The organism is Pseudomonas sp. CGJS7 (assembly GCF_036961695.1).
Map to the genome: position 1 here is coordinate 86,271 of NZ_JBAMDI010000002.1, position 19,667 is coordinate 105,937.

General features: G+C 62.5%; 17 protein-coding genes. 9 read left to right on the top strand and 8 right to left on the bottom strand.

From position 1 onward, the window contains the following. Window positions 1-179: 179 nt before the first annotated feature. The 4 genes from hflD to V7787_RS01840 form a co-directional block, all read right to left on the bottom strand. Window positions 180-806: a high frequency lysogenization protein HflD gene (gene hflD / locus V7787_RS01825; RefSeq protein ID WP_010954818.1), complete on the bottom strand. Its 627-nt coding sequence runs from the start codon at window positions 804-806 to the stop codon at window positions 180-182. Then, the gene (mnmA, locus tag V7787_RS01830) at window positions 803-1,927 is read right to left on the bottom strand and encodes a tRNA 2-thiouridine(34) synthase MnmA (RefSeq protein WP_064491931.1); all 1,125 of its coding nucleotides are present in this window, start codon (window positions 1,925-1,927) and stop codon (window positions 803-805) included. Before mnmA ends, hflD begins: the two co-directional genes overlap by 4 nt. A gap of 59 nt (window positions 1,928-1,986) precedes the next feature. Next, a complete protein-coding gene (locus V7787_RS01835; protein ID WP_010954816.1) occupies window positions 1,987-2,427 on the bottom strand; it encodes an NUDIX hydrolase in 441 nt (146 codons plus the stop codon). A 201-nt stretch (window positions 2,428-2,628) separates the two neighbouring features. After that, window positions 2,629-4,854: an NADP-dependent isocitrate dehydrogenase gene (locus tag V7787_RS01840; RefSeq protein WP_010954815.1), complete on the bottom strand. Its 2,226-nt coding sequence runs from the start codon at window positions 4,852-4,854 to the stop codon at window positions 2,629-2,631. A 414-nt stretch (window positions 4,855-5,268) separates the two neighbouring features. Here V7787_RS01840 and icd point away from each other — a divergent pair, with 414 nt between their 5' ends. Continuing rightward, on the top strand, window positions 5,269-6,525 hold the full coding sequence (icd, locus tag V7787_RS01845; RefSeq protein ID WP_064491930.1) for an NADP-dependent isocitrate dehydrogenase: 1,257 nt from the start codon (window positions 5,269-5,271) through the stop codon (window positions 6,523-6,525). A 70-nt stretch (window positions 6,526-6,595) separates the two neighbouring features. On the opposite strand, the gene cspD is transcribed toward icd, so the two are convergent. Then, complete coding sequence (gene cspD, locus V7787_RS01850) at window positions 6,596-6,862, bottom strand: cold shock domain-containing protein CspD (RefSeq protein ID WP_014590372.1); 267 nt, start codon at window positions 6,860-6,862, stop codon at window positions 6,596-6,598. Window positions 6,863-7,092: 230 nt separating this feature from the next. Between cspD and clpS the strand changes: the two genes are divergently transcribed. Both clpS and clpA read left to right on the top strand, forming a co-directional pair. Continuing rightward, a complete protein-coding gene (gene clpS, locus V7787_RS01855; RefSeq protein ID WP_003251220.1) occupies window positions 7,093-7,455 on the top strand; it encodes an ATP-dependent Clp protease adapter ClpS in 363 nt (120 codons plus the stop codon). A 30-nt stretch (window positions 7,456-7,485) separates the two neighbouring features. Beyond that, window positions 7,486-9,756: an ATP-dependent Clp protease ATP-binding subunit ClpA gene (clpA, locus tag V7787_RS01860; protein ID WP_064491929.1), complete on the top strand. Its 2,271-nt coding sequence runs from the start codon at window positions 7,486-7,488 to the stop codon at window positions 9,754-9,756. A gap of 86 nt (window positions 9,757-9,842) precedes the next feature. On the opposite strand, the gene infA is transcribed toward clpA, so the two are convergent. The 3 genes from infA to aat form a co-directional block, all read right to left on the bottom strand. Next, on the bottom strand, window positions 9,843-10,061 hold the full coding sequence (gene infA, locus V7787_RS01865; protein WP_002553999.1) for a translation initiation factor IF-1: 219 nt from the start codon (window positions 10,059-10,061) through the stop codon (window positions 9,843-9,845). 101 nt (window positions 10,062-10,162) lie between these two features. Next, window positions 10,163-10,870: an arginyltransferase gene (locus V7787_RS01870; protein ID WP_003251215.1), complete on the bottom strand. Its 708-nt coding sequence runs from the start codon at window positions 10,868-10,870 to the stop codon at window positions 10,163-10,165. A gap of 56 nt (window positions 10,871-10,926) precedes the next feature. Then, window positions 10,927-11,607, bottom strand: a complete 681-nt coding sequence (gene aat / locus V7787_RS01875) for a leucyl/phenylalanyl-tRNA--protein transferase (RefSeq protein ID WP_003251213.1) — start codon at window positions 11,605-11,607, stop codon at window positions 10,927-10,929. 407 nt (window positions 11,608-12,014) lie between these two features. Here aat and V7787_RS01880 point away from each other — a divergent pair, with 407 nt between their 5' ends. The 6 genes from V7787_RS01880 to cysG all read left to right on the top strand — a co-directional run bounded on the left by V7787_RS01880 (window position 12,015) and on the right by cysG (window position 19,617). Then, a complete protein-coding gene (locus tag V7787_RS01880) occupies window positions 12,015-14,519 on the top strand; it encodes a DNA translocase FtsK (RefSeq protein WP_014590374.1) in 2,505 nt (834 codons plus the stop codon). A gap of 62 nt (window positions 14,520-14,581) precedes the next feature. Then, a complete protein-coding gene (lolA, locus tag V7787_RS01885; RefSeq protein WP_064491928.1) occupies window positions 14,582-15,205 on the top strand; it encodes an outer membrane lipoprotein chaperone LolA in 624 nt (207 codons plus the stop codon). A 12-nt stretch (window positions 15,206-15,217) separates the two neighbouring features. Beyond that, window positions 15,218-16,543, top strand: a complete 1,326-nt coding sequence (locus V7787_RS01890; protein WP_010954809.1) for a replication-associated recombination protein A — start codon at window positions 15,218-15,220, stop codon at window positions 16,541-16,543. Further along, on the top strand, window positions 16,540-16,914 hold the full coding sequence (gene crcB / locus V7787_RS01895) for a fluoride efflux transporter CrcB (RefSeq protein WP_003251205.1): 375 nt from the start codon (window positions 16,540-16,542) through the stop codon (window positions 16,912-16,914). The genes V7787_RS01890 and crcB overlap by 4 nt, the downstream gene beginning before the upstream one ends. A 30-nt stretch (window positions 16,915-16,944) precedes the next feature. Continuing rightward, on the top strand, window positions 16,945-18,225 hold the full coding sequence (gene serS, locus V7787_RS01900) for a serine--tRNA ligase (RefSeq protein ID WP_020191942.1): 1,281 nt from the start codon (window positions 16,945-16,947) through the stop codon (window positions 18,223-18,225). Next, a complete protein-coding gene (cysG, locus tag V7787_RS01905; RefSeq protein ID WP_064491927.1) occupies window positions 18,226-19,617 on the top strand; it encodes a siroheme synthase CysG in 1,392 nt (463 codons plus the stop codon). The last annotated feature ends 50 nt before the right edge of the window (window positions 19,618-19,667 follow it).

Here is a 19,667-nt window from a genome sequence, read left to right on the forward strand (position 1 = left end):
CATATCATACATGAAAAATGCGCCTGGGTCGGGTGGCTGACCAAAGGTCGGCCCAATTTGGATCTGGTGGCAGACCCTGTGGGAGTGGGCATGCCCGCGAACACCGGCGTAGCCGGTGCCATACACCGCGTCGCCTGCTTCGCGGGCACGCCCGCTCCCACAAAGGGCTGCCCAGCCCGTCAGTTGGGGCTGCGCATCATGTCGTACAGTTCGTTCAGCAACTTGCGCCGGCTGAACACCAGCTGCCAACGGTGCCCGCCCAGCTGCCGCCACAGTCGCGCGGCGCGGATGCCGGCCAGCAGCAGGGCGCGGATCTTCGAGGCATTGTTGGGCTGCTGCAGGAAGCGCATGTCGCCGTGCACCTGGATGCGCTGGCGCAAGGTGCTCAGGGTGTCCTGGTACAAGGCTCCACTGGAAGCGATGACGTTTTCGTGAACCAGGCCGAAATGCTCGGCCTGCGACTGGATTTGCGGCAGGCGGTTGCCGATGGTGTCCAGCAGGTCGCCACGCTTGTTCAGCTGGCGCTCCAGGCCCAGCATCGACAGGGCGTAGCGCAGCGGCTCGCGTTGCAGGCTGTTGGGGTCGCGCTCAAGGGCGCCGATCAGCGCTCGGTAGCCGTCACGCAGGTTCAGGTCGTCACCGCCGAACACCTCCAGGGTGTCCTTGGGGTCGCGCACCAGCAGGCTGCCCAGCATGCAGCCGATATTGGCTTCACTGGCCTGGCCGGTGCGGGCGATGCGGTCGACAAGCACGGCGGCCTGGAACACACCACCCAACGCGATCAGCTGCTCCTGCAGGTTGCTCATGCGCGCGGGCTCCACGGCTCGGCAGCCTCGATCACGCCGCCGCCCAGGCACACTTCGCCATCGTAGAACACCACGGACTGGCCCGGCGTCACGGCGCGCTGAGGCTCGTCAAACACGGCGCGGTAGCCGCTGGCGGTGCGTTCCAGGGTGCATCGCTGGTCGCTCTGGCGGTAGCGCACCTTGGCAGTCAACTGCCGTGGGCTGTCGAGGTCGATCGGGTTGACCCAGAAAATTTCCGAGGCCAGCAGGGCGCGGGAGAACAGCCATGGGTGCTCGTTGCCCTGGCCGACCACCAGCACGTTGCGGGCCAGGTCCTTGTGCAGCACGTACCACGGCTCGTCACTGGCATCCTTCAGGCCGCCAATGCCCAGGCCCTGGCGCTGGCCGATGGTATGGTACATCAGGCCATGGTGGCGGCCGATCACTTCACCTTCGGTGGTTTCAATGTCGCCTGGCTGGGCCGGCAGGTACTGCTTGAGGAAGTCGCTGAAGCGGCGCTCGCCAATGAAGCAGATGCCGGTGGAATCTTTCTTCTTGGCGGTGGCCAGGCCGTGCTTTTCGGCGATGGCGCGTACTTCGGGCTTTTCCAGTTCGCCGACCGGGAACAGTGTGCGGGCGATTTCCTGGCCGCCGACGGCGTGCAGGAAGTAGCTCTGGTCCTTGTTCGGGTCCAGGCCCTTGAGCAGTTCGGTGAGCGCGCCAGTATCGCGGCGGCGCACGTAGTGGCCGGTGGCGATCAGGTCGGCACCCAGCGACAGGGCGTAGTCGAGAAACGCCTTGAACTTGATTTCGCGGTTGCAGAGGATGTCGGGGTTGGGTGTGCGGCCGGCCTTGTATTCCTCAAGGAAGTGCTCGAACACGTTGTCCCAGTATTCGGCGGCGAAGTTGGCCGTGTGCAGCTTGATGCCGATACGGTCGCACACGGCCTGGGCGTCGGCCAGGTCTTCACGGGCGGTGCAGTATTCGGTGCCGTCGTCCTCTTCCCAGTTCTTCATGAACAGCCCTTCCACCTGGTAGCCCTGCTCGATGAGCAGAAGGGCTGAGACGGAAGAGTCCACGCCGCCGGACATGCCGACGATGACGCGGGTCTTGGCGGGGTCTTTAAGTGCTGGGCTGGTCATGGGTACCGGTGTGTATCAAGGGGGAAAAACGCCGATTCTATCAAACCCGCGGCGCCGCGTCAGTCGCGTAGCAGGTCGAGGCTGTGCAGCGGGCCTTTGAGGTAGTCATCCAGGCAGCGCGGCACCAGCTCGCTGCGCCAGCGAGTGGGGTCGGCCAGCAGTTCGTCGCGGGTCAGCCACACGGCGCGGACGATGTCGCTGTCCAGTGCCAGGTCGGCGTGATGGCGCACGGGGCGGGCGGCGAAGCAGACGCGCTGGTAGGTCACGCCGTTGCTGGGGGCGGTGTACAGGTAGATGCCGACCACGCCGGTCAGCTCGACTTCCCAGGCGGTTTCTTCCAGGGTTTCGCGCAGGGCGGCCTGGGGCAGGGTCTCGTTGGGTTCGAGGTGGCCGGCAGGCTGGTTGAAGACGTGCTGGTTGGCTTTGAATTCCTCGACGAAGAGGAACTTGCCTTCGTGCTCGACGATGGTGGCGACGGTGATGTGGGGTTGCCAGGTCATTTGCCATGTCCTTTCAGATTGCCGGGACCGACTTGCGGTCCTTGGCGGGCTCGCCCGCTCCCACAGGTGCAGTGCAGGTCTTGCTGGCAGCACCTTCCTGTGGGGGCGGGCAACCCCGCGAAGGGCTGCGCAGCGGCTCCGATCCAGAAAGCACAAACCCCGGTGCGTGGCCGGGGTTTGTGCTGTTACTTCAAGCGAACCTTACAGGGCGGCGATGGCGCTGTTCAGGGTCTGGCTTGGGCGCATCACCTTGGCGGTCAGCTCGGCATCCGGGGCGTAGTAGCCGCCGATGTCGGCTGGCTTGCCCTGAACGGCGTTGAGCTCGGCGACAATGGTCGCTTCGTTCTCGGCCAGGGTTTTTGCCAGTGGTGCGAAGCGTGCCTGCAGGGCAGCGTCGTCCGTCTGAGCGGCCAGGGCCTCGGCCCAGTACAGGGTCAGGTAGAAGTGGCTGCCGCGGTTGTCGATACCGCCGACTTTGCGCGACGGCGACTTGTTGGTGTCGAGGAACTTGCCGGTAGCCTGGTCCAGGGTGTTGGCCAGAACCTTGGCGCGCGGGTTGTCGTAGGTGTTGCCCAGGTGCTCCAGGGAAGCGGCCAGGGCCAGGAATTCACCCAGCGAGTCCCAACGCAGGAAGTTCTCTTCAACCAGCTGCTGCACGTGCTTCGGAGCCGAACCGCCGGCGCCGGTTTCGAACAGGCCACCGCCGTTCATCAGCGGCACGATCGACAGCATCTTGGCGCTGGTGCCCAGTTCCATGATCGGGAACAGGTCGGTCAGGTAGTCGCGCAGCACGTTGCCGGTCACCGAGATGGTGTCCTTGCCTTCGCGGATGCGGGCCAGGGAGAACTTGATGGCGTCGACCGGTGCCAGGATGCGGATGTCCAGGCCGGTGGTGTCGTGATCTTTCAGGTACTTCTGCACCTTCTCGATCATGACGCCGTCGTGGGCGCGAGCCGGGTCCAGCCAGAACACCGCCGGGGTGTTGCTCAGGCGGGCACGGTTGACGGCCAGCTTGACCCAGTCCTGGATCGGCGCGTCCTTGGTCTGGCACATGCGGAAGATGTCACCGGCTTCGACGTTCTGCTCCAGCACGACGTTGCCCTTGCCATCGACTACGCGAACCACGCCGTCAGCCTTGATCTGGAAGGTCTTGTCGTGGGAGCCATACTCTTCGGCTTTCTGCGCCATCAGGCCAACGTTCGGCACGCTGCCCATGGTGGTCGGGTCGAAGGCACCGTTGACCTTGCAGTCTTCGATGGTGGCCTGGTAGATGCCGGCGTAGCAGCGGTCCGGGATCACGGCCTTGGCGTCTTGCAGTTCGCCTGCGGCGTTCCACATCTTGCCCGAGTCACGGATCATGGCCGGCATCGAGGCGTCGACGATCACGTCGCTCGGCACGTGCAGGTTGGTGATGCCTTTGTCGGAGTTGACCATGGCCAGGGCCGGGCGCTCTGCGTACAGGGCCTGGATGTCGGCTTCGATCTCGGCCTGCTTGTCGGCTGGCAGGTCCTTGATGCGGGCGTACAGGTCGCCGATACCGTTGTTGGCGTTGAAGCCTACTTCGGCCAGGGCAGCGGCGTGCTTGGTCAGCACGTCGTTGTAGAATTCTTCGACGATGACGCCGAACATGATCGGGTCGGAGACCTTCATCATGGTGGCTTTCAGGTGCACCGACAGCAGCACGCCGGCGGCCTTGGCATCGGCGATCTGCTCGGCGATGAAGGCTTTCAGGGCCTTGCGGCTCATGGTGGCGCAGTCGATGACTTCGGCGGCTTTGACGGCGGTCTTTTCTTTCAGCACGGTGGTGCTGCCGTCTTTGCCGACCAGCTCGATGCGCAGGCTGTCGTCAGCTTCGATCAGTGCGGCTTTTTCGCTGCCGTAGAAGTCGCCCTGGGTCATGTGGGCAACGTGCGACTTGGAGTCAGCGGCCCAGGCGCCCATCTTGTGTGGGTGCTTGCGGGCGTAGTTCTTGACCGACAGCGGCGCGCGGCGGTCGGAGTTGCCTTCGCGCAGCACCGGGTTCACGGCGGAGCCCTTGATGCGGTCGTAGCGGGCGCGGGATTCTTTTTCTTCCGCGGTGGCCGGCTCGTCGGCGTAGTCAGGGATGTTGAAGCCCTTGCCTTGCAGTTCCTTGATCGCGGCTTTGAGCTGCGGTACCGAGGCGCTGATGTTCGGCAGCTTGATGATGTTGGCTTCAGGGGTGGTAGCCAGCTGGCCCAGTTCCGCCAGGTGATCGCCTACTTGCTTCTCTGCGCCCAGTTGCTCCGGGAAGGCGGCAAGGATACGGCCAGCCAGGGAAATGTCGCGAGTTTCGACAGCGATGTCAGCCGAAGCGGTGAACGCTTCGATGATCGGCAGCAGCGAGTAAGTGGCGAGGGCGGGGGCTTCGTCGGTGAAGGTATAGATGATCTTGGAACGGGTGGGCATGCGGGTTAACTCTCTGTGTGCTGAGCGTGCTCGAGTCTCGTGGTGCGCAGGGTAGGCGCATCGCCCTGGTAGCACCATGAGCGGAAAGTCGAGAGGCTGCGAGCGGTGATGGTGGATGCATCAGTCGAGCGTCAAGTGCTGAGCTGCGGTAACAACCCAGGCTTTATGGCCATTCATGGCCTAGGGCGGTCCGCATTTTCCTGGGATTCGCCCCGATGACCCTTCGGTCGCGGCGGAGTATACCAAACCATTTGGGCTAATCAGCAAGGCCAAGTGATATCGGCCCATTTATAAGACCAAAGACTAAGCGGCAATGCGGCGGGTTGTCGCATGCCTTGCAGGTCGGCAGATGTGGTTTAGGCTCAGTGGATCGCACGATGTCCAAACCACACCCGATAGCGGAGTAGTGCAAGCATGGGATACCAGAAAATCAAGGTTCCGACCGACGGCAGCAAGATCACCGTCAATGCAGATCATTCGCTCAACGTGCCTGATCATCCGATCATTCCTTATATCGAAGGCGACGGGATCGGCGTCGATGTTTCGCCGGTCATGATCAAGGTGGTCGATGCCGCCGTGCAGAAGGCCTACGGCGGCACGCGCAAGATTGCCTGGATGGAGGTGTACGCTGGCGAGAAAGCCACCCAGGTGTATGACCAGGATACCTGGCTGCCGCAGGAAACCCTCGATGCCGTGCGTGATTACGTGGTATCGATCAAAGGCCCGCTGACCACCCCGGTCGGTGGCGGCATCCGCTCGCTCAACGTGGCCCTGCGCCAGCAACTGGACCTGTATGTGTGCCTGCGGCCGGTGCTGTGGTTCCAGGGTGTACCGAGCCCGGTGAAAAAGCCTGGCGACGTCGACATGGTGATCTTCCGCGAGAACTCCGAAGACATCTATGCCGGCATCGAGTGGAAGGCCGGGTCGCCCGAGGCGAACAAGGTGATCAAGTTTCTCAAGGAGGAAATGGGGGTCACCAAGATCCGCTTCGACCAGGACTGCGGTATCGGCGTCAAGCCGGTGTCGAAGGAGGGTACCAAGCGTCTGGTGCGCAAGGCCCTGCAATACGTGGTGGATAACGACCGCGAATCACTGACCCTGGTGCACAAGGGCAACATCATGAAGTTCACCGAGGGTGCCTTCAAGGACTGGGGGTACGAGGTGGCGCGTGACGAGTTCGGCGCTGATCTGCTCGATGGCGGCCCTTGGATGAAGTTCAAGAACCCCAAGACCGGTCGCGAGGTCATCGTCAAGGACGCCATCGCCGACGCCATGCTGCAGCAGATCCTGCTACGCCCGGCCGAGTACGACGTGATCGCCACCCTCAACCTCAACGGTGACTACCTGTCCGATGCCCTGGCGGCGGAAGTGGGTGGTATCGGCATTGCCCCGGGCGCCAACCTGTCCGACACCGTGGCCATGTTCGAGGCCACTCACGGCACGGCACCCAAGTATGCCGGGCAGGACAAGGTCAACCCGGGCTCGGTGATCCTCTCGGCCGAGATGATGCTGCGCCACATGGGGTGGACCGAGGCCGCCGACCTGATCATCAAGGGCACCAATGGCGCCATTGCGGCCAAGACCGTGACCTACGATTTCGAGCGGTTGATGGAGGGCGCCAAGCTGGTAAGCAGCTCAGGCTTTGGCGATGAAATGATCAAACACATGTAAGGCAACAGAAAACCGGCCGCCTCCTGTAAAGAGGCGGCCGGTTTTTCGTCTATCGGCACAGCGCAGGCAGTCAGGCTTTTGCAGTTTCGCTTTGCGGCTCGCCCAGGGTTCTGGCAGCCTCTGCTGCAGCGGCCGCGGCATCTTTGATTTCGACGGCGTGCAAGCCTTTGGGGCCCTGGACGATGTCGAATATCACGGCCTGGCCAGCCTTCAGGGTCTTGTATCCGTCCATTCGGATGGCGGAATAATGGGCGAACAGGTCATCGGATTTACCTTCCTCATTGATGAATCCATAGCCCTTGGCATTGTTGAACCACTTGACTTTACCGCTTGCCATCCCTATGTCCCTCTGCAAAGGACTCCATCACTGGAGTATCATCCACTTCATCCGCATACGAACCTTGCGAAAAATCTGGTTGACTGCGCGGATCTTTATCGACCACGGTGGGTTCTTATTGGTTGTAACACCGTTTTGCCGATAGTCAAGGTCACGCGGCGCCTGCGCTGGCGGTGGCCTGTGCAGTCAACCCGAAACCTTAACCTGACGCTCATGATGAAATTCTTTCCATGCATGCACCTAGTGAGATTCGACTAACATTCAATCAGGATCGCCCGCAATCGAATGAGGACGACGGCTCAGGTCTTGCAGTTCAGGAAGCCAAGCCGATCCTGCAGGCGCCACCGATGTACAAGGTGGTTTTGTTCAACGATGACTACACGCCAATGGATTTCGTCGTCGAAGTGCTCGAGACGTTCTTCAGTCTGAACCGCGAGCTGGCGACCAAGATCATGCTGACCGTCCATACCGAGGGGCGGGCAGTGTGCGGATTGTTTACCCGTGACATCGCCGAAACAAAGGCTATGCAGGTCAACCAATACGCCAGGGAAAGCCAGCATCCGCTACTCTGTGAAATCGAGAAGGACGGTTAATCGCCGACCACTTGGGTATGAGGTGAAGCTATGTTAAACCGCGAGCTCGAAGTCACCCTCAATCTTGCCTTCAAGGAGGCCCGTTCGAAGCGTCATGAGTTCATGACCGTCGAGCATCTGCTGCTGGCACTCCTTGACAATGAGGCTGCCGCGACCGTTCTGCGCGCCTGTGGCGCCAATCTCGACAAGCTCAAGCATGACCTGCAAGAGTTCATCGACTCCACCACGCCGTTGATCCCTGTCAACGACGAAGACCGTGAAACCCAGCCGACCCTGGGCTTCCAGCGCGTGCTGCAGCGTGCCGTGTTCCACGTGCAAAGCTCTGGCAAGCGCGAAGTGACCGGCGCCAACGTGCTGGTGGCGATCTTCAGCGAACAGGAAAGCCAGGCCGTGTTCCTGCTCAAGCAGCAGAGCGTGGCCCGTATCGACGTGGTCAACTACATCGCCCATGGCATCTCCAAGGTGCCAGGGCATGGTGCGCAATCTGAAAGCGACCAGGACATGCAGGACGAAGAGGGCGGTGAAACCTCCTCTTCGAGCAACCCGCTGGACGCCTACGCCAGCAACCTGAACGAGCTGGCCCGTGCCGGCCGTATCGATCCGTTGGTAGGTCGCGAGCAGGAAGTGGAGCGCGTGGCGCAAATCCTGGCCCGTCGGCGCAAGAACAACCCGCTGTTGGTGGGTGAGGCAGGCGTGGGCAAGACGGCCATCGCCGAAGGCTTGGCCAAGCGCATCGTCGATGGTCAGGTGCCTGACCTGCTGGCGCAGAGCGTGGTGTACTCCCTCGACCTGGGCGCCTTGCTGGCTGGTACCAAATACCGTGGTGACTTCGAGAAGCGCTTCAAGGCGCTGCTCGGTGAGCTGCGCAAGCGTCCGCAGGCCATCCTGTTCATCGACGAAATTCACACCATCATCGGCGCCGGTGCGGCGTCGGGCGGGGTGATGGATGCCTCCAACCTGCTCAAGCCGCTGCTGTCGTCGGGTGAAATCCGCTGCATCGGTTCGACCACGTTCCAGGAGTTTCGCGGCATCTTCGAGAAGGATCGTGCGCTGGCGCGTCGCTTCCAGAAGGTGGATGTCAGCGAGCCATCGGTCGAAGATACCGTGGGCATTCTGCGCGGCCTGAAAGGGCGTTTCGAAAGCCACCACAACATCGAGTACAGCGACGAAGCCCTGCGCGCCGCCGCCGAACTGGCTTCGCGCTACATCAATGACCGGCACATGCCTGACAAGGCCATCGATGTGATCGACGAGGCAGGCGCCTACCAGCGCCTGCAGCCAGAGGCCAGTCGCGTCAAACGCATTGATGTGCCGCAAGTGGAGGATATCGTCGCCAAGATTGCGCGAATTCCGCCGAAGCACGTCACCAGTTCCGACAAGGAGCTGCTGCGCAACCTTGAGCGCGACCTGAAACTGACCGTGTTTGGCCAGGACCAGGCAATCGACTCGCTGGCCACCGCGATCAAGTTGTCCCGTGCCGGCCTCAAGTCGCCAGACAAGCCGGTTGGTTCGTTCCTGTTCGCCGGCCCTACCGGCGTCGGCAAGACCGAAGCGGCGCGGCAATTGGCCAAGGCGCTGGGTGTGGAGTTGGTGCGTTTCGACATGTCTGAGTACATGGAGCGCCACACCGTCTCGCGTTTGATTGGTGCGCCGCCGGGTTATGTCGGTTTCGACCAGGGTGGCTTGTTGACCGAGGCGATCACCAAGCAGCCGCACTGCGTATTGTTGCTCGACGAAATCGAGAAGGCCCACCCGGAAGTCTTCAATCTGCTGCTGCAGGTGATGGACCACGGTACCCTGACCGACAACAACGGGCGCAAGGCCGACTTCCGTAACGTGATCCTGATCATGACCACCAACGCCGGTGCAGAAACTGCGGCGCGGGCGTCGATCGGCTTTACTCATCAGGACCACGCGTCCGATGCCATGGAAGTGATCCGCAAGAGCTTCACGCCAGAGTTCCGCAACCGTCTGGATACCATCATCCAGTTTGGCCGCCTGAGCACGGAGACGATCAAAAGCATCGTCGACAAGTTCCTTATCGAATTGCAGGCGCAGCTGGAAGACAAGCGTGTGCTGCTGGAAGTCAGCGATGAAGCACGCGGTTGGCTGGCGGTTTCGGGCTATGACGTGCAGATGGGCGCGCGGCCAATGGCGCGGCTGATCCAGGACAAGATCAAGCGGCCGCTGGCCGAGGAGATCCTGTTTGGCGAGCTGGCCGAGCATGGTGGCGTGGTGCATGTCGACCTGCGCGATGGCGAACTGGTGTTCGACTTCGAAACCACGGCTGAGGTCGCGTGATGTGCAGGGGCTGCCTTGCAGCCCCTTGCAGTTTCTTGAGGCACAAAAAAGCCCGGCACCTGGCCGGGCTTTTTCATGGCTTGAGCTTAGCGCGCACGGTAGGTGATGCGGCCCTTGCTCAGGTCGTACGGCGTCAGCTCGACGCGGACCTTGTCGCCAGTGAGAATGCGGATGTAGTTCTTGCGCATCTTTCCGGAGATGTGCGCGGTTACGACGTGCCCGTTTTCCAACTCCACGCGGAACATGGTGTTGGGCAGGGTGTCGACGACAGTACCTTCCATTTCGAAGCTGTCTTCTTTCGACATGCAGTTGAGCCCTCGGATCCAATGTTAGCCCGACGCATATCCGCACCGGGCAAAAAAGTGGCGTGGATTATGCCGGAAAACTGCGTGTCAAGCCAATGCTTTCAGTTGAGGGTGACCCAGCGCTGGTTTATCAGCAGCTCGATAGGTCGGTACTGCGTCTTGTAGTTCATCTTCTTGCAGTTCTTGATCCAGTAGCCCAGGTAAACCGCCTCCAGGTTCTGGCGCAGCGCTTCGGTGATCTGCCAGAGAATGGCGAAACGGCCAAGGCTGCGGCGCTCCTCGTCCGGCTCGTAGAAGGTGTACACCGCCGACAGGCCATTGGGCAGCAGGTCGCACACTGCCACCGCCATCAACCGGCCTTCCAGGCGAAACTCGTAGAACCAGCAGAACGGCAGGTCGCGTACCAGGAAGGTGGAAAACTGATCGCGGCTGGGCGGGTACATGTCGCCATCGGCGTGGCGGGTTTCGATATAGCGCCGGTACAGCTCGAAGTACTCTTCCTTGAACGCCGGGCGCGCTGCGGTTACGGTCAGGTCGGCGTTACGTTTGAGTATGCGACGCTGCTGGCGGTTGGGAATGAAGCGCGCCGCCGGGATGCGCGCCGGCACGCAGGCGTTGCAGTTCTGGCAGTGTGGGCGGTACAGGTGGTCGCCACTGCGGCGAAAGCCCATTTCCGACAAATCGGCGTACACGTGCACGTCCATCGGCTGGCTGGGGTCGAGGAACAGCGTGGTCGCCTGCTCCTCCGGCAGGTAGCTGCAGGAGTGGGGCTGAGTGGCATAGAACTTCAACCGCGCCAACTCTGTCATGATCAACCCCTTCGGTGAGACTTTGTTTTAAGTGTAAGCCAGCTACGGGAACTCGCCTAGGCAACCCATGAAGCACTGTTGGGTTGGTCAAGGTGGCGTGCCAGGTAGCTGGCGAACTCGGCACGGCTGATGGCGTGGGCGCCCAGGCTGTGCAGGTGGTTGGTCGGCATCTGGCAGTCGATAAGCACGAAGCCGGCGTCTCGCAGGTGGTTGACCAAGGTCACGAAGCCGACCTTGGAGGCGTTGTCGGCGCGGCTGAACATCGATTCGCCAAAGAACAGCTGGCCCATGGCGAGGCCGTACAGGCCCCCGACCAGTTCGCCGTCCTGGCGAACTTCGACCGAATGGGCGATGCCGCGGCGGTGCAGCTCGCAGTAGGCGTTGCGCATGGTGTCGGTGATCCAGGTGCCGTCAGCGTAGTCGCGAGGCGCGGCGCAGGCGGCGATCACCGCCGGGAAGTCGGTGTCGAAGCTGACCTGGTAGCGGCCTTGGCGCATCAGCTTGGCCAGCGAGCGTGACACATGCAACTGGTCAGGCAACAACACCGTGCGCGGGTCGGGTGACCACCACAGGATCGGTTGGCCGTCCTGGTACCACGGGAAGCAGCCATGGCGATACGCCTGCACCAGGCGCTCGGGGCTCAGGTCGCCGCCGGCGGCCAGTAGGCCGTTGGGGTCGTGCAGCGCCTTTTCCAGGGGCGGGAAGGTAAGCGAGTCGCGGGTCAGCCAGGTGAGCATGGTCTATCGTGCGGTGGGGGAGGGGAGAGGGCAGCATGGCTTGGGTGAAAAGCGGGGTCAATCTCTTTGGGGGTCTCAAAGCCAGCGCGGTAACCTGCACAAGGCTACCCCTACAGGGAAGTGAGGCAGTTTTGCGGCAATTCAGGGCAATTTCCTACACATTCATCAAACCGCAGGCACCATCCGCTACATTTGCTGTCACACCTGTGCAAAAACACAGCATAAGCCTTTGTCACGAAAGAAAATGCATGCTCAAATTGCAGCTATATGAATTCGCCCCCGGCCAAACCCCCATACGGCGTGCCGCCATGGCGGCTGGCGGGCAGTAATGTTAAAAGTAGTGGTTCGTTGGTCGCGCAGCGGCCGATCACTATTGGACGCGCACCACGCGCAGGAATAGACGCGTTTTGAAGAAATCCACCGCAACTCCAGCTCCATTGCCTGTGCCACTGTGGCGGCAGCAGCTGCATTATCGCCTCAAGGAAGGTGCGTTGATCGCTGTCGGCGCGCTGTGCCTGTACCTGTGGATGGCGCTGCTGACCTACGATACGTCGGACCCGGGCTTCAGCCACACCAGCAACGTCGACCAGGTGCAGAATGCGGCCGGGCGTGCCGGTGCCTATTTCGCCGACATCCTGTTCATGGTGCTGGGTTACTTCGCCTATATTTTTCCGCTGCTGCTGGCGGTCAAGACCTGGCAGATTTTCCGCGAACGCCACCAGCCATGGGACTGGAGCGGCTGGCTGTTCTCCTGGCGGCTGATTGGCCTGGTGTTCCTAGTGCTGTCGGGGGCGGCGCTTGCGCATATCCACTTCCACCCGCCCGCCAGCCTGCCGTTCTCTGCCGGTGGTGCACTGGGCGAAAGCCTGGGCGACCTGGCGCGCAACCTGCTGAACGTGCAGGGCAGCACGCTGATGTTCATTGCCCTGTTCCTGTTCGGCCTGACCGTCTTCACCGACCTGTCGTGGTTCAAGGTGATGGACCTGACCGGCAAGATCACCCTCGACCTGTTCGAACTGGTGCAAGGGGCTGCCACCCGCTGGTGGGAAGCGCGCAACGAGCGCAAGCGCCTCGAGGCACAGTTGCGCGAGGACGAACCGGTGTTCAAGGCCGCGCCGATGGCTGCCGAGAAGCGCGAGCCGGCCAAGCCGTCACTGCGCGAGCGCATCCTCAAGCGTGAAGAGCCACCCGCTCAGCCGGTCGAGCCGCGTGAGCCAACCCTTGCACGCGAACCGATTGTGCCGCCACGTGAAACGGCGCCTGAGGCATTGGCGCCGCGCGAAACCGTGGTGCCCCGCCAGCAGCACGCAGCGCCCACCATTGTGCCGCCGTCAGCCGCCAGCAGAGCGCCGGAGCCGAGCAAGCGGGCGATGAAGGAAAAGCAGGCGCCGCTGTTCGTCGACAGCGCCGTGGAAGGCACCTTGCCCTCGATTTCCATCCTCGACCCGGCCGAACAGAAAAAGATCGAGTATTCGCCAGAATCCCTGGCCGGCGTCGGTCAGCTGCTGGAAATCAAGCTCAAGGAATTCGGTGTGGAAGTGGCGGTGGATTCGATCCACCCCGGCCCGGTGATTACCCGTTATGAAATCCAGCCGGCCGCCGGTGTGAAGGTCAGCCGCATCGCCAACCTGGCCAAGGACCTGGCGCGTTCGCTGGCCGTGACCAGTGTGCGAGTGGTCGAGGTCATCCCTGGCAAGACCACGGTAGGTATCGAGATACCCAACGAAAACCGCCAGATGGTGCGCTTCTCCGAAGTGCTGGCCACGCCGCAGTACGACGAGCAGAAATCGCCCGTCACGCTGGCGCTGGGCCACGACATTGGCGGCAAGCCGGTGATCACCGACCTGGCCAAGATGCCGCACCTGTTGGTGGCCGGTACAACCGGCTCCGGTAAGTCGGTGGGTGTGAACGCGATGATTTTGTCGATCCTGTTCAAGTCCAGCCCGGAAGACGCGCGGCTGATCATGATCGACCCGAAAATGCTTGAACTGTCGATCTACGAAGGCATCCCGCACCTGCTGTGCCCGGTGGTCACCGACATGAAGGACGCCGCCAACGCCCTGCGCTGGAGCGTGGCCGAAATGGAGCGGCGCTACAAACTGATGGCGGCCATGGGCGTGCGTAACCTGGCCGGTTTCAACCGCAAGATCAAGGACGCCCAGGAAGCTGGCGAAATCATCCATGACCCGCTGTATCGCCGTGAGAGCATGGACGATGAGCCGCCTGCGCTGAAAACCTTGCCGACCATCGTGGTGGTGGTGGACGAATTCGCCGACATGATGATGATCGTCGGCAAGAAGGTCGAAGAGCTTATCGCCCGTATCGCGCAGAAGGCACGGGCGGCCGGTATTCACCTGATCCTCGCCACCCAGCGCCCGTCGGTGGACGTGATCACCGGCCTGATCAAGGCCAACATCCCGACCCGTATGGCGTTCCAGGTGTCGAGCAAGATCGACTCGCGTACCATCATCGACCAGGGCGGTGCCGAACAGCTGCTGGGCCATGGCGACATGCTGTACATGCCGCCGGGCACCAGCCTGCCGATCCGGGTGCACGGCGCATTCGTGTCCGACGACGAAGTGCACCGTACGGTCGAGGCGTGGAAGCTGCGTGGCGCCCCGGACTACAACGACGACATCCTCAACGGCGTCGAAGAAGCCGGTAGCGGCTTTGACGGCGGCGGCGGCGGTGGCGAGGGTGACGATGCCGAAACCGACGCCCTGTATGATGAAGCGGTGCAATTCGTGCTCGAGAGCCGTCGCGCCTCCATTTCTGCCGTGCAACGCAAGCTGAAGATCGGCTACAACCGTGCCGCGCGCATGATCGAGTCGATGGAGATGGCTGGCGTTGTCACCCCGATGAACAGCAACGGCTCGCGGGAAGTGATAGCCCCGGGCGGCCCGCGCGACTGATGAACACCCTGCCTGGGGCCAACGGTGGCGCCAGGCCTTTTCAACGCTCAATGAGGATTCCCATGCGCGCGATTCGCATGCTGTTGGTTTCTGCCCTTACCCTGGGCTCGGTTACTGCTTATGCCGGTGAGCAAGACGTACAACGCCTGACCCAGTTGCTGGAAAAGTCGCAGACCATCGAGGCCAACTTCTCCCAGCTGACCCTGGGCGCCGATGGCACCAGCCTGCAGGAAACCTCGGGCAAGATGACGGTCAAGCGCCCGGGCCTGTTCTACTGGCACACCGATGCACCGCAGGAGCAGGTGGTGGTGTCGGACGGCAAGAACGTCACCCTGTGGGACCCGGACCTGGAACAGGCCACCATCAAGAAGCTCGACGTGCGCCTGAACCAGACCCCGGCCTTGTTGCTGTCCGGTGACGTGTCGAAGATCAGCCAGAGCTTTGATATTGCGTCCAAGGAGCAGGGCGAAGTAATGGACTTCACCCTCAAGCCAAAGACCAAGGACACCCTGTTCGACTCGCTGCGCGTGTCGTTCCGCAAAGGCCTGATCAATGACATGCAGCTGGTCGACAGCGTCGGCCAGCGCACCAACATCCTGTTCAATGGCGTCAAGGCCAACCAGGCGGTGCCGGACAGCAAGTTCAAGTTCGACATCCCCAAGGGCGCGGACGTGATCAAGGAGTAACCAGAGCTCGCCATGGACCTGTTTCGAAGCGAACCCGTCGCCCAGCCCCTGGCCGCCCGTCTGCGCCCGTCCAGCCTGGATGAGTACGTCGGCCAGGAGCACCTGCTGGCGCGCGGTAAACCGCTGCGCGAAGCGCTGGAACAAGGTGCGCTGCACTCGATGATCTTCTGGGGGCCGCCCGGGGTCGGCAAGACCACGCTGGCGCGGTTGCTGGCGCAGTTCTGCGATGCGCACTTCGAAACGGTGTCGGCGGTGCTGGCCGGGGTGAAAGAGATCCGCCAGGCTGTGGAGGTGGCCAAACAGCAGGCTGGCCAATATGGCCGTCGAACCATCCTGTTCGTTGACGAGGTGCACCGCTTCAACAAGTCGCAGCAGGACGCCTTTTTGCCCTATGTCGAGGACGGCACCCTGCTGTTCATCGGTGCCACCACCGAAAACCCGTCGTTCGAGCTGAACAACGCGCTGCTGTCACGGGCGCGGGTGTATGTGCTCAAGAGCCTGGACGAAGCCGCCCTGCGCAAGCTGGTCAACCGTGCGCTGACGGAAGAGCGTGGCCTGGGCAAGCGCAACCTGCGGGTGGGCGACGACGCCTTCAAGATGCTGATGGCCGCTGCCGACGGCGATGGCCGGCGCATGCTCAACTTCCTCGAGAACGCCTCGGACCTGGCTGAAGACGGCAGCGAGATCGACGTCGAGATGCTACAGAGCCTGCTGGGTGACAGTCGCCGCCGCTTCGACAAAGGCGGCGAGGCGTTTTACGACCAGATATCCGCGCTGCACAAGTCGGTGCGTGGCTCCAATCCCGATGGCGCCCTGTACTGGTTTGCACGCATGCTCGACGGCGGCTGTGACCCGCTTTACATCGCCCGCCGAGTGGTGCGCATGGCCAGCGAGGACATCGGCAATGCCGACCCGCGTGCGCTTAGCCTGTGCCTGGCTGCCTGGGATGTGCAGGAGCGCCTTGGCAGCCCCGAGGGCGAGTTGGCGGTGGCCCAGGCCATCACCTACCTGGCCTGCGCACCCAAGAGCAACGCGGTGTACGTGGGTTTCAAGACCGCCCTGCGTGAAGCGGCCGAGCACGGTTCGCTGGAGGTGCCGTTGCACCTGCGCAATGCCCCGACCAAGCTGATGAAGCAGTTGGGCTATGGCGACGAGTACCGCTATGCCCATGATGAACCCGACGCCTACGCCGCCGGAGAGGATTACTTCCCCGATGAACTGGAGCCGCGCCAGTACTATCAGCCGGTGCCCCGTGGCCTGGAACTGAAAATTGGCGAGAAGCTGCGCCACCTGGCTGACCTCGACCGCAACAGCCCCCGCCAGCGGAGAAAACCATGATTGCACTCATCGCCGCGGTCAGCGCCGGTGGTATTGCTGGTACCTTGTTGCGCTTCGCTACCACCAACTGGGTGGCGGCCCACTGGCCACGACACTTCTATGCCGGTACGCTGGCGGTCAACCTGGTTGGCTGCCTGCTGATCGGCTTGCTCTATGGCTTGTTCTTGCACAAGCCGCTGGCGCCGGTCGAATTGCGCGCCGGCCTGATTGTCGGCTTTCTCGGTGGCCTGACGACCTTTTCCTCCTTCTCGCTCGATACCGTGCGCCTGATGGAAAGCGGGCAAGTGCCCCTTGCCTTGGGCTATACCAGTATCAGCGTGGTGGGCGGGCTGCTCGCAACCTGGGCTGGCCTGTCCCTGACCCGATTCTGAACCAACACCTACATATAACGAGAGAACGATATGCTCGATTCCAAACTGTTACGCGGCCAACTTCAGGAAGTGGCGGACCGCCTGGCCTCCCGTGGCTTCAGCCTGGATGTCGCGCGCATCGAATCACTGGAAGAGCGCCGCAAGGCGGTGCAGACCCGCACCGAACAACTGCAGGCTGAGCGTAACGCCCGTTCCAAGTCCATCGGCCAGGCCAAGGCCAAGGGCGAAGACATCGCCCCGCTGATGGCTGACGTCGAGCGCATGGCCAACGAACTGGCTGCCGGCAAGGCTGAGCTGGACGCTATTCAGGCCGAGCTGGATGGCATCCTGCTGACCATTCCCAACCTGCCGGACGCCAGCGTACCGGTCGGTGCCAGCGAGGACGACAACGTCGAAGTGCGCCGTTGGGGCACGCCGAAGGCGTTCGACTTCGAAATCAAGGACCATGTGGCCCTCGGTGAAATCAGCGGTGGCCTGGACTTCGAAGCGGCTGCCAAGCTGTCCGGCGCCCGTTTTGCTGTGCTGCGTGGTCCGGTTGCCCGCCTGCACCGCGCCCTGGCGCAGTTCATGATCAACCTGCACACCGGCGAGCATGGCTACGAGGAACACTACACCCCGTACATGGTGCAGGCGCCGGCGCTGCAGGGCACTGGCCAGTTGCCGAAGTTCGAGGAAGACCTGTTCAAGATCACCCGCGATGGCGAGGCTGACTTCTACCTGATCCCGACCGCCGAAGTGTCGCTGACCAACCTGGTGGCAGGTGAAATCCTCGACGCCAAGCAGCTGCCGCTGAAACTGGTTGCCCATACCCCTTGCTTCCGCAGCGAAGCCGGCGCTTCCGGCCGTGACACCCGCGGCATGATCCGCCAGCATCAGTTCGACAAAGTCGAGATGGTGCAGGTGGTAGAGCCGTCCAAGTCGATGGAAGCCCTGGAAGGCCTGACTGCCAATGCCGAGCGCGTGCTGCAGCTGCTGGAGCTGCCATACCGCGTGCTGGCCCTGTGCACTGGCGACATGGGCTTTGGTGCGGTGAAAACCTACGATCTGGAAGTGTGGGTGCCGAGCCAGGACAAGTACCGCGAAATCAGCTCTTGCTCCAACTGTGGTGACTTCCAGGCGCGCCGCATGCAGGCTCGCTGGCGCAACCCGGAAACCGGCAAGCCAGAGCTGGTGCACACGCTCAACGGCTCTGGTCTGGCCGTAGGCCGTACCCTGGTTGCTGTGCTGGAAAACTACCAGCAGGCCGACGGTTCGATCCTGGTGCCGGAAGTGCTGAAGCCGTACATGGGCGGCGTCGAGGTCATCCGCTAAATGGATTACCTGCCGCTGTTCCACAAGCTGCAGGGCGGCCGCGTGCTGGTCGTCGGTGGCGGTGAGATCGCCTTGCGCAAGGCGCGCCTGCTGGCCGATGCCGGCGGCGTGCTGCGCGTGGTGGCGCCGGACGTCGACGGCCAGTTGGCGGCGTTGGCCCGGGAAGGTGGCGGTGAGGTGCTGGTGCGTGGCTATCAGGCAGCCGACCTGATCGGTTGCCGGCTGGTGATCGCGGCGACTGACGACCCTGGGCTGAATGCCCAGGTGTCGGCCGATGCGCAGGCCCTTAGCCTGCCGGTCAATGTGGTGGATGCGCCGGCCCTGTGTACGGTGATCTTCCCGGCGATCGTGGACCGTTCGCCGCTGGTAATCGCTGTTTCCAGCGGCGGTGACGCCCCGGTACTGGCACGCCTGATTCGAGCCAAGCTCGAGGCGTGGATCCCTTCGGCCTATGGTGAGCTGGCCGGGCTGGCTGCACGCTTCCGGCACAAGGTCAAATCCCTGTACCCGGACGTCAACCAGCGTCGCGGCTTCTGGGAAACCGTGTTCCAGGGGCCGATCGCCGAGCGTCAGCTGGCCGGGCAGGGTGCTGAAGCCGAACGTCTGTTGCAGGCGATGGTGGACGGCGCACCGGTGCAGCAGGGTGGTGAGGTGTACTTGGTTGGTGCAGGCCCGGGTGATCCGGACTTGCTGACCTTCCGTGCCTTGCGCCTGATGCAGCAGGCCGACGTGGTGCTGTACGACCGCCTGGTCGCACCCGCCATCATCGATATGTGTCGTCGTGATGCCGAGCGCATCTATGTAGGCAAGCGCCGCGCTGATCATTCAGTGCCGCAGGACCAGATCAACCGCCTGTTGGTCGATCTGGCTCGGCAGGGCAAGCGGGTGCTGCGCCTGAAGGGTGGCGACCCGTTCATCTTCGGCCGGGGCGGCGAAGAGATCGAAGAGCTGGCCGAGCATGGCATTCCGTTCCAGGTGGTGCCGGGCATTACCGCAGCCAGCGGCTGCTCGGCGTATGGCGGCATTCCGCTGACTCACCGCGACTATGCCCAGTCGGTGCGTTTCGTCACCGGGCACCTCAAGGATGGCACCAGCAACCTGCCATGGAATGACCTGGTGGCGCCGGCGCAGACCTTGGTGTTCTACATGGGCTTGGTGGGCTTGCCGACCATCTGTGCCGAGCTGATTCGTCACGGGCGTGCCGCGAGTACCCCGGCGGCGTTGGTGCAGCAGGGGACCACGCGTAATCAGCGCGTGTTCACCGGCACCTTGGCGGACTTGCCAGACCTGGTGGCCCAGCATGAGGTGCATGCGCCGACCCTGGTGATTGTGGGGGAAGTGGTGCAGTTGCGTGACAAGCTGGCCTGGTTCGAAGGTTCGCAGAACAGCTGAAATCGTTGGGGCCGCTTTGCGGCCCATCGCACATGCCCCAGGCATTGCAA